Annotated in this window: 6 protein-coding genes; 5 read left to right on the forward strand and 1 reads right to left on the reverse strand. The window is 73.5% G+C overall.

What is annotated here, in order from left to right:
- Positions 1-76: 76 nt before the first annotated feature.
- Together ACF08N_RS19635 and ACF08N_RS19640 are read left to right on the forward strand one after the other, a co-directional pair.
- A complete protein-coding gene (locus ACF08N_RS19635; protein WP_392325883.1) occupies positions 77-652 on the forward strand; it encodes a TerD family protein in 576 nt (191 codons plus the stop codon).
- Between the two features lie 190 nt (positions 653-842).
- Positions 843-1541 (forward strand): 4'-phosphopantetheinyl transferase family protein, encoded by a 699-nt coding sequence (locus tag ACF08N_RS19640; RefSeq protein ID WP_392325884.1) that lies wholly within the window; start codon positions 843-845, stop codon positions 1539-1541.
- A 34-nt stretch (positions 1542-1575) separates the two neighbouring features.
- Here ACF08N_RS19640 and ACF08N_RS19645 read toward each other — a convergent pair whose 3' ends face one another.
- Positions 1576-2616: a PucR family transcriptional regulator gene (locus ACF08N_RS19645; protein WP_392326010.1), complete on the reverse strand. Its 1041-nt coding sequence runs from the start codon at positions 2614-2616 to the stop codon at positions 1576-1578.
- Positions 2617-2904: 288 nt separating this feature from the next.
- Here ACF08N_RS19645 and ACF08N_RS19650 point away from each other — a divergent pair, with 288 nt between their 5' ends.
- The 3 genes from ACF08N_RS19650 to ACF08N_RS19660 all read left to right on the forward strand — a co-directional run bounded on the left by ACF08N_RS19650 (position 2905) and on the right by ACF08N_RS19660 (position 11167).
- On the forward strand, positions 2905-3564 hold the full coding sequence (locus ACF08N_RS19650; protein WP_392325885.1) for a hypothetical protein: 660 nt from the start codon (positions 2905-2907) through the stop codon (positions 3562-3564).
- A 179-nt stretch (positions 3565-3743) separates the two neighbouring features.
- Positions 3744-5837: an SPFH domain-containing protein gene (locus ACF08N_RS19655; RefSeq protein WP_392325886.1), complete on the forward strand. Its 2094-nt coding sequence runs from the start codon at positions 3744-3746 to the stop codon at positions 5835-5837.
- 353 nt (positions 5838-6190) lie between these two features.
- Positions 6191-11167, forward strand: coding sequence for a DNA repair ATPase (locus ACF08N_RS19660; RefSeq protein WP_392325887.1), 4977 nt, complete (start codon positions 6191-6193; stop codon positions 11165-11167).
- The last annotated feature ends 78 nt before the right edge of the window (positions 11168-11245 follow it).

Here is an 11245-nt window from a genome sequence, read left to right on the forward strand (position 1 = left end):
GGCTCACTCGTTGGCTCGGTCGGGCAAAGAAATCGTCAAGAGGCGCGGCCCGCGCCGGATTGCGCAGGGGATTTCCATGGGTGTCAGCCTTTCCAAGGGCGGCAATGTCTCGCTCACCAAGGAGGCCCCGGGCCTGACCGCGGTCATCGTGGGTCTCGGCTGGGACGTCCGCACCACCACGGGGACCGACTTCGACCTCGACGCCAGCGCCCTGCTGGTCGATGCGAACGGCAAGGTCCTCACCGACCAGCACTTCGTCTTCTTCAACAACCTCAAGAGCCCCGACGGCTCCGTCGAGCACACCGGCGACAACCTCACGGGTCAGGGCGAGGGCGACGACGAGCAGATCAAGGTCGACCTGGCGGGCGTGGCCGCCGAGGTCGACAAGATCGTGTTCCCGGTCTCGATCCACGAGGGCGAGAGCCGCAGCCAGTCCTTCGGCCAGGTGCGCAACGCGTTCATCCGCGTCGTCAACCAGGCGGGCGGTGCCGAGCTGGCGCGCTACGACCTCAGCGAGGACGCGTCCACGGAGACCGCGATGGTCTTCGGCGAGCTGTACCGGAACGGCCCGGAGTGGAAGTTCCGCGCCGTCGGCCAGGGCTACGCCTCCGGACTGCGGGGCATCGCGCAGGACTTCGGCGTCGGCATCTGACCGTCCGGAGCGTCCGAGCGGTCCAGCCGTCCCGGCGCTCGAGGTGCTCGAGGTGCTCGAGGGTCCGGCCCCCGCCACGGGCCGGATCCGCGCCGGGACGGCGTCCCGCCGCGGCGGTGCCACGCGTCTCGCCGTGAGCTGCGCCCACAACAGGGCCGGCGAGGCGTGCGGTGCAGTACGGTCACAGCCAGTGAACCGTGCGACCGATGCGGAGGACGTGATGGCCGGGGACATAGGGCAGCCGTTGCCCGGGCTGGAGTTGGTGTGGTCCGGCCGGGTGCCCGAGCACGCGGAGGAGGCCCTCGCGCACGCGCAGGTGCTGGACGCCGAGGAGGCCGCGCGCCTCGCGGTGTTCCGGCGCCCCGCGGACCGGGACGCCTTCGCCGTCGCGCATGTGACGCTGCGTCGGCTGCTCGGGGAGCGGCTGGGGCAGGCGCCGCAGGACGTGTCGCTCGTGCGGGAGCCGTGCGCGCACTGCGGCGGGGCGCACGGCCGTCCCTATGTCCCGGGCAGGGCCGTCCATTTCTCGTTGTCGCACACCAGCGGCATGGTGATGATCGCGCTCGCCTCCGTCCCCGTGGGCATCGATGTCGAGATCCTGCCGTCGGCCGGCACCGCCGACGACGTCGCGAACCAACTGCACCCCGACGAGCGGGCGGAGCTGGCCGCGCTTCCCTCGGCCGACCGGACCGCCGCGTTCGCCCGCTGCTGGACGCGCAAGGAGGCGATGCTCAAGGCGATGGGTGTCGGTCTGAACGAGGACCTGGCGCTCGCGTACGTGGGCAGCGGTGCCCGGCCGGCCCCCCAGGACCTCTGGCTGATCGCCGACCTGCCCGCCGACCCCGGCTACTCGGCGGCCGTCGCCGTACGCCGCCCGGGCACGCTCTAGGGCTGCCGCTCGGAGGACCGGGGGCGCCGCGCGCTCAGAGGTCCTGCGCGGGCCAGTCCAGCAGGCGCGCGCCGATCGCCGCCGTCTGCAGGGTGTACCGGTGCACCGGGTCCGTGGGGTCGGAGCCGGTCAGCCGGTGGATGCGGTCCAGCCGGTACGTGAGCGCGCGGACGCTGAGGTTCAGCCGCCGGGCCGCCTGGGCCGACACGCATCCGGCGTCGAAGTACGCGTGCAGGGTGTCCAGCAGAGGCTTCGCCCCGCCCCTGGCCTGCCGCAGCGGCCCCAGCGCGCTGCGCACGAGGTCGGCCATGGCCTCCCGGTCGCGAGCGAGGACGGGGAAGACCAGCAGGTCGGCCGCGTGGAGCACCGGCTCGTCGAGCCCCATGCGGTGGGCGAGGTCGAGGGCGTTCAGGGCCTCCTCGTACGAGCGGACGACACCGCCCGCGCCCGGGTGGGGGCGGCCGATCGCCGCCCGGCCGCCGCCGGTCGCCGCGTACGCCTGCTTGGCGAAGTACCGTACGACCTCCTCCTGGTCGGCCGGGACGACGCAGATCAGCCGGCCGTCCTTGGTGGTCAGCAGGATCCGGCGGTCTCCGAAGCGGCTGAGGAGTGCCGCCTCCACCCTGCGGGTCACCGGGTGCGTGTCGTCGTAGGCCTCGGGGGCCTCGGCGACGCCGACCGCGTGCGCGTGGGCGAGCCGCAGCCCGAACCGCTCGGCGCGCTGCGCCAGTCGGCCCGGATCGCTGCGCCCGTACAGCAGGTCGTCGATGAACTCCCGCCGGGCCGCCTCCTCTTTGCGCACGGCCAGCCGCTGTGCCCGCTCGTATCCGCCGGCGAACGCGTCCACCGCCTGCTCGACCGCGGCCAGCACGCTTTCCGGCGAGGTGGTCCGGGGCCAGGCGGTGCGCGTCTTCGCCAAGTACTGGATGACCAGGGGCCGCAGGTCGTGTCCGTCCTCCGCAGCCTGTTCGCCGAGCGCGCGCCGGCCGTCGAGTTCCTCGCGGGTGAGCCGGCGCCCGGTCCGGCCGACCTCGGCGAGGATCTCCGCGTACCCGTCGACGTATGTCTCCGGCATCTCCGTCGTGCCCAGCACGGCTCCCCCGCCTCGATGTTGTCGTCCCGGCGGCCGCTCCCGCGACGGCCGCGCCGCGCCCCCGGCCCCTCACGCCGTTTGCCGCACTGCCGCCCCTCCCGCTCACCGGCGGGCGGCTCGTGTCCGGCGGCCCTGCATAAAGAGCACGTCAAGACTGCCGGAATCCGGCAATGCGAGCAAGCTGCCGGGACTGTCACCATGGGGTCGCTCCGGAGCGCAGGGATGCGCAGGATGCTGTGAATCGGCAACAACGGGACGGGGGTCGCGCCGGTGAACGAGTTCCTCATGGCCGCGGTCGTCTTTCCCACCGTGTTCTTCAGCGCCGCCCTCGTGGTGGTCGTCGCCTTCTGGGCGCTGGTGCTGTGCGGGGCGGCCGGTCCCGACCTGTTCGACTCCGACGCCGACCTCCCGGGCGGCACCGCCGCCGGACTCGGCGGCGTGCCGGTCACCGTGGCCGTGTCCCTGCTGGTCGCCGTCGCCTGGTTCACCAGCCTCGCCGGTTCCGTGGCGCTGCGCCGCTTCGGCCTGACCGGCGTCCCGTACGCCGCCCTCGCCTGCGCCGTCCTCGCGGCCGCCGCGCTCGTCGCCTGGGTCGTCACGCGACGGCTGGTCCGGGTGCTGGCGAAGCTCTTCCCCGACGAACCCGGGCCGTCCCGGCAGGACTTCGTCGGCATGACGTGCACTGTCCGCACCGGGCGGGTGGACACGCACTTCGGCCAGGCGGAGGTCACCGCACGGGACGGCTCCACGGCCGTCGTGCAGGTCAGACAGCTCGGCGGGCGGACCGGGAGCGACAGCGTCGAGGAGCCGCTGACGCAGGGCGCGACCGGGCTGCTCTACGCGTACGACGAGGCCGGCGAGTTCTTCTGGGTCACGCCGTACTCACCCTTCGGCGAACTGCCCGGCGCCGCCCGCCCGACCGCGGCCTGAGCCCGACCGCCGCCCGGACCCGACCGCCGCCCGGACCCGACCGCCGCCCGGACCCGGCCGCCGCCTGAACCGGCCGCTTCCCTGGGACCGTGGCGCGGCCCGGCCGCCACCCCTTCGCACCCGCGGGCCGCCGCGCCCACCTCCTCTTCTTCTCCTCCACCTCTCACCCGAGGAGCGTCATGGACGCCATCACTCTGGGCATCGGCGTGCTCGTCGCCGTCGTCCTGCTCATAGCCGTATGCCTGTTGCTGATCGTCACCCGGCTGTTCCGCAAGGTCGAACAGGGCAAGGCCCTGATCGTCTCCAAGATGCGCAAGGTCGACGTCACCTTCACCGGTCAGATCGTGCTGCCCGTCCTGCACAAGGCCGAGATCATGGACATCTCGGTGAAGACCATCGAGATCACGCGCACGGGACGCGACGGGCTGATCTGCCGCGACAACATCAGGGCGGACATCCGGATCTCGTTCTTCGTCCGCGTCAACAAGACCGTCGAGGACGTCATCAAGGTCGCCCAGGCCATCGGCACCGCGCGGGCGAGTGCCAAGGAGACGCTGCAGGAGCTGTTCAACGCCAAGTTCTCCGAGGCGCTCAAGACGGTCGGCAAGCAGATGGACTTCACCGATCTCTACACCAAACGCGACGAGCTGCGGGACAGGATCATCGAGCTCATCGGCACCGACCTCAACGGCTACAGCCTGGAGGACGCGGCGATCGACTACCTGGAGCAGACGCCGCTCTCGCAGCTCGACCCCTCCAACGTCCTGGACGCGCAGGGCATCCGGAAGATCACCGAGCTGACGGCTGTCGAACACGTGCGGACCAACGAGTTCCAGCGCACCGAGGAGAAGGAGATCACCCGGCAGAACGTCGACGCCCGCGAGGCCATTCTGGAGCTGGAGCGCCGCCAGGCCGACGCCGAGATCAAGCAGCGCCGTGAGATCGAGACCGTACGGGCGCGTGAGGAGGCCGAGACGGCGCGGGTGGCGGAGGAGGAGCGGCTACGGGCGCAGAGCGCGTTTCTGCGCACCGAGGAGCAGCTCGGTGTCCAGCGCGAGAACCAGGCGCGCGAGGTGGCCGTCGCGGGGAAGAACCGCGAGCGCGTCCTCGCCATCGAGAGCGAGCGGATCGAGAAGGACCGTCTGCTGGAGGTCATTGCCCGCGAGCGGGAGACGGCGCTGACCCGGATCGCCGCCGACAAGGAGGTCGAGGCGGAGAAGCGGGAGATCGCGGAGGTCGTGCGCGAGCGGGTCGCGGTGGACCGCACGGTCGCCGAGCAGGAGGAGTCCATCAAGCGGCTGCGCGCGGTGGAGGAGGCCGAGCGACAGCGCCAGGCGGTCGTGATCGCGGCCGAGGCCGAGGCGCAGGAGCAGCTGGTCAAGGACATCAAGGCGGCGGAGGCGGCCGAGCAGGCGGCGGTGCACCGCGCGGCGGAGGAGGTCACGCTCGCCGAGGCGCGTGTGAAGTCCGCGGACCTCGACGCCCGCGCCAAACTGCGGCTCGCGGAGGGCATCCAGGCGGAGGCGGCCGCGGCGGGACTCGCGGCCGTGCAGGTCCGCGAGAAGGAGGCCGACGCGATCGAGAAGGCCGGCCGCGCGGAGGCAGAGGCAGCGCAGGCGCGGCTGCTCGCCGAGGCGGAGGGCGTACGGGCCAAGGGCGCGGCGAGCGCGGCGGCGATCGGCGAGAAGCTGAGGGCCGAGGCCGCGGGGCTCACGGAGAAGGCGGCGGCCATGGCGGCGCTGGACGAGGCGTCGCGCGGGCACGAGGAGTACCGGCTGCGCCTGGAGGCGGAGAAGGACATCCGGCTGGCGGGCCTCGACGTGCAGCGACAGGTCGCCGAGGCGCAGGCGACGGTACTGGCCACCGGGCTGGAGAACGCGGACATCAGCATCGTGGGCGGGGAGTCGGTGTTCTTCGACCGGCTCGTGTCGGCGGTGTCGCTCGGCCGGAGCGTGGACTCGTTCGTCCGGCACTCGGACACGGCGCAGGCACTGGCGAAGCCGTGGCTGGACGGGTCGGGCAGCTTCACGGACGACCTGACGCGGATTCTGGGGTCGGCGTCGACGGGGGACGTGCAGAACCTGACGGTGTCGGCACTGCTGATGCGGCTGATGCAGTCGGACGGCGGGGCGGAGCGGAGCGGCCGGCTGGGTGAACTGCTGGAGGTGGCGCACCGGCTGGGCCTGTCGGACCTCCCCCTGACGACGCCGTCCCCGTCCCCGCCGGTCGACCGGCCCTCGCAGTCGACGCTGAACGGCTCAGCGGCGGCGTGACGGCCGCGACCGCGTGCCGGCGCGCAGGGGCGGTGGTCCTTGCAGAGCCGGCCCCGGTCGACCGACAGCACAGTCCACGAGGGACGCCGAATGAGGCGGCCCTCGGGGCCGGGCGCCGCCCCGGCTCCGGCACTGCCGCACGGGGGTCGGCGGCGCCGGGGCCAGGAGCCCGCGAGCGGGACCTCGGCGGTACGCCCGCCGGGGGCGGCGCCCGGGGAGCCGGGGGCTGGGCGAGCCCGGGCAAGCCCCGCGGGGCTTGGCCGGTCCCCGGCCCACCGGCCGCCACACCCACGACCCACCGCCCACCCGACGCCGCACGTCCGCCGACCAGCGCAGGAAGCGAGTGCACGGACATGACCACGCCTACCGCACACCCCACCCCGTCCGAGACGGCGTCGTCATTCGCGGACGAATCCGCAGATGGAGCCGTAGATGGAGCCGGGGCCGGGGCGTACGAGGTGCTGCGGGAGCGGCTCAGGACGCAGGCCGCGGAACTCGCGCGGCGGGCCGAGGCGTTGAACGCCCGGCGAGTCGAGACTTTCGGCGCCATGGAGCTCCGCCTGGCCGGCACCGAGCGCGTCACCACCGAAAGCGACACCGTGCCCCGGGACATCGTCGCGGTCGGCGAGCGCCTGCTCTTCGGCTTCGGCACCGCGCCCGGCGCACGTGCCGGAGGCGCCGCCTCCACCGCCGCCGTCGGGGACGTCCTCGTCCTCCACGACACCCACCTGAACCGGCTGCCCGACGACGCCGTTCCCGGCCTGCTCGACGACGCCGCCTTCCGTCACGAGTTCGAGGCGCTGCACCGCTACTACCGCGACGCACGCCTCCTGCGGCTGCGCCGCGTCGACGGCAGGCTACTGGCCGTCTTCCGGACCGGAGAGGCGGCGGGCGACATCCGGGTGCTGCGCTGGGCGCTCGCGCCGGACGGCACCGCCCGGTTCCTCGACGCACGCGGCGAGCGCGACCACGTCTTCCCGCCGTCGCACGACGTCGAGTGGACCGCGGCCACCCGCGACGACCACGTCCTCGGCAGGCACCCCCACATCTCCATCCGCGGCGACGTCTTCGTCTCCACCGTCGGCGGAGCGCTCACCGTGAAGACGCAGAACGACACGGAGACCGGCGAGGGCATCCACAGCGAGCCCGTCGACGAGCCGCTGCAGTCCCTGGCCGACGCGGACGTCGCGTACGCGCGCGTGGGCCCGTTGGTCCTGCTGCGCATCAGCCCGTACAAGGAGGAGGCGAGCCGCCATCTCGTCTTCAACACCGCCACCCGGTCCGTCGTGCGCCTCGACGGCATCGGACAGGCGTGTCTGCGCCTCCCCGAGGACCAGGGCCTCGTCTTTCCCGGCGGCTACTACCTCGCCGCGACCGGCACCGCCCGCACCTTCGACGTCGACGCCGGGCTGACGGGCACGCTGCGCCACGAGCGGACGGTCCGTTCGCCCAACGGCGAGGACGTGCTGTTCGTCTTCCACTCGCAGGCGGCTGGCCGCAGCCTGCTCCTCCCGTACAACGTGATCCACAAGACGGTCGCCACCCCGCTCGTCTGCAACGGCTACGCCGTCTTCGAGGACGGCACACTGCTCGTGCTGCGCGCCGGCGGCGACGAGCCGGCCCGCGTACACCCGCTGCAGCGCTGGCAGTCCCCGTACGTCTCCGACACGTACGCCGCCGCCCGCCCCGCCGGCGAGGGTCCGCTGGCCCGGATCGGGAACGCCGACCTCGTCCGCGGTGTCTCCGACTGCCTGTCGCTCGCCCGCTCCGTCACCGGCACGACGCCGACGACGACCGGGGTCTACGAGGCGCTGGTCGCCGCCTGCACACGGGCCGGTGACGCGTACCACTGGCTCGGCGACCCGGACGTGGGCGATCTGCGCACGCCGCTGGACGAGATGCGGGCCACGGCCGGTCAGGTGCTCGCGGAGTTCGAGACCGTGCGCACGCTGAGCGCGCGGGCCGCCGCGTCGCTGGACGCCGCGGCCGAGCGCGTCGGCTCCCTGGTGCGGCGGCTGCGCGGCGAGGTGCCGCGCAGCGCGGCCGCGTGGGTGGACGGGCTGACCGGACTGCGGCGGGCGCAGGGCGAGTTGGCCACGCTCAAGGAGATGCCGTACGCCGACGCCGAACGCATCGACGCGCTCGTCACGGACACCCACGCGGACATCGCCTCCTTCGCCCGGCGCGCGGTGTCGTTCCTGGCGCGGGAGGACGCGTTCGCGGGGTACCACGCCGAGATCGAGGAACTGACCGCCGTGGCGGAGGCGGTCACCACCGTCGCGGAGGCCGCACCCGTCGTGGACCGGCTCGACGCACGGACCGAGGCGCTGCGCAGCGTCACGGAGGTCGTGACAGGGCTGGAGTTCGGCGACGCGGTGCTGCGGACGTCGGTCCTCGAGCGGATCGCCGAGGTGCTCGGCGGCGTCAACCGGGCCCGCGCCACCCTGGAGGCGCGCCGCCGCGAGTTGCTCGCCCGTGAGGGCCGGGCCGAGTTCGCGGCCGAACTCGCCCTGCTGGGGCAGGCCGTGACGGCCGCGCTCGCGGCCGCCGGTGACCCCGCCTCCTGCGATGAACAGTTGGCCGGTCTGCTGCTGCGGCTGGAGGACCTGGAGTCGCGGTTCGCCGAGTCCGACGGCTTCCTGGCCGAGTTGGGCACCCGGCGCACCGAGGTGTACGAGGCCTTCGCGTCGCGCCGGCAGACGCTGCAGGACGCCTCGGCCCGGCGGGCGGAGCGGCTGGCCGAATCCGCCGCGCGGGTGCTGGAGACGGTCGCGCGCCGGGCCGCCTCGCTCGACGGGGACGACGCGGTCAGCACGTACTTCGCCACCGACCCGATGGTCGCCAAGGTGCGCCGCACCGCCGACGAGCTGCGCGGGCTGGGCGACGAAACACGGGCGGAGGAGCTCACCGGCAGGCTGAAGGCGGCCCGCCAGGAGGCGGCCCGCGTACACCGGGACCGTACCGACCTGTACGCGGACGGCGGCTCCGTGATCCGGCTGGGCCGGCACCGGTTCGCCGTCAACACCCGGCCGTTCGAGCTGACGCTCGTACCGCACGGGGACGGCCCGGCCTTCACCCTGACCGGCACCGACTACCGGGCTCCCGTCGGTACGGACCCGCGCTTCGCGGACACCCGCCCCTACTGGGAGCAGATGCTCCCCTCGGAGAACGCGGACGTGTACCGCGCCGAGCACCTGGCCGCCCTGCTGCTCGACAAGCACGGCGCCGAAGCCCTCGACGGCCGCGACGACATCGCCTCTCTGGTGCGGCAGGCGGCGGAGGCCGCGTACGACGAGGGCTACGAGCGCGGGGTCCACGACCACGACGCGGCGCTGATCCTCGCGGCCCTGCTGCGGCTCCACGCGGGCGCCGGTCTGCTGCGCCACCCGCCGCGGGCACGGGCCGCCGCCCAGCTGTTCTGGGCGCACGGCACCGACGAGGCGCAGCGCACGGCATGGACGCGGCGGGCGGTGTCGCTGGCGCGCGCCCGTGAGACGTTCGGACTCGGGCCGGCGATCGGCGCGTTCCGCGCGGAGCTGGCCGGCGCGATCGCGGGGGAAGCGGACGGTGCGCTCGCGGCGGAGTACCTCTTCGAGGAGCTGACCAGCGCGCCGGAGGGCTTCGTCACCGGCGCCGCGGTGCGCACCCTCCTCGAGAAGTTCCGCCGCGCCGTGGGGAGTTCGGCGTACGAGGAGGATCTGGCCGGGCTCGGCGACGACCTGCGGGCACGCCGCCAGGTCGTCGAGAACTGGCTGTCCGCCTACGCGCAGGCGACCGATACCGGCGTGGGGGCCGAGGACCTCGCCGAGGCGGTCGCGGTGGAGCTGTGCCCGGACCTCGTCCGGTACGACTGCGCGGCGCCGCTCACGACACGGGTCGAGGGTCTGCTCGGCGCGCATCCGCGGATCGAGCGCCGCGCCCTGACCGTGCGGATCGACGAGTTCCTCGCCCGGACCCGCGCGTTCCGCGAGACCGTCGCGCCCGGATTCCGGGATTATCAGCAGCGCCGCACGGCACTGGCCGCCGCCGAACGCGCGCGGCTGCGCCTGGACGAGCACCGGCCGCGGGTCATGCCGTCGTTCGTGCGCAACCGGCTGATCGACGATGTGTACCTGCCGCTGATCGGCGACAACCTCGCCAAACAGCTCGGCACGGCGGACGCGTCCCGGCGCACCGACAGCAACGGTCTGCTCCTGTTGCTCTCCCCGCCCGGCTACGGCAAGACGACACTCATCGAGTACGTCGCCGACCGGCTCGGCCTGCTCCTGGTCAGGGTCGACGGCCCGGCCCTCGGCCACTCGGTGACCTCGCTCGACCCCGAGGAGGCACCGAACGCCACCGCCCGCCAGGAGGTGGAGAAGATCAACTTCGCGCTGGAGGCGGGCAGCAACGTCCTGCTGTATCTGGACGACATCCAGCACACCTCCCCCGAGCTGCTGCAGAGGTTCATCTCGCTGTGCGACGCGCAGCGGCGCTTGGAGGGCGTGTGGCGGGGCAGGGCCCGCACCTACGACCTGCGCGGCAAGCGCTTCGCGGTGTGCATGGCCGGCAATCCGTACACCGGGACCGGCGGGCGCTTCCGCGTCCCGGACATGCTCGCCAACCGCGCGGACGTGTGGAACCTGGGCGACGTGCTGAGCGGCAAGGAGGACGTGTTCGCGCTGAGCTTCGTCGAGAACGCGCTCACCTCCCACCCGGTGCTCGCGCCCCTGGCGGGCCGCGACCGCGCGGACGTCGACGTGTTCGTGCGGCTGGCGTCCGGCGACCCGGAGGCGCGGGCAGAGGAGCTGCGGCACCCGTACGAACCGGCCGAGCGGGAGCGGATCCTCGGTGTCCTGCGGCATCTGCTCACCGCGGTGCGCACGGTTCTCGCCGTGAACGGCGCGTACATCGCCTCGGCTGCGAGCAGCGACGCGACCCGCACCGAACCGCCGTTCCGCCTCCAGGGCTCCTACCGCAACCTGAACCGGATCGCGGAGCGGATCAGCCCGGTGATGAACGACGCCGAGCTGGCCGCCGTGATCGACGACCACTACACGAACGAGGCCCAGACCCTGACGGACGGAGCCGAGGCGGCCCTGCTCAAGCTGGCCGAACTCCGCTCGGCGCTCACGCCCGAGCAGGCCGCCCGCTGGTCGGAGATCAAGGCACGGTACGTCCGGTCCCAGGCGCTGGGCGGTCCGGACGGCGACCCGGTGACGAAAGCGGTCGCGTCACTCGGGCTCCTCGCGGACCGGGTGGCGGCAGTCGAGTCGGCGATCACGAGAGCGACGGCCGCTCCGGTCGCAGGTCCGGGCCGCCATGCGGCACCGCCGGCCGGGCGGGAGTGAACCGTCGTGCGGTGACGGCGCGTTCGGCGGCGGCGTGCCACCGGCCGGGCGGGCCGGGGCTCTTGACCCGGGACTCGG

The sequence above is a fragment of the Streptomyces sp. NPDC015127 genome (assembly GCF_043080095.1).
GTDB lineage: Bacteria > Actinomycetota > Actinomycetes > Streptomycetales > Streptomycetaceae > Streptomyces.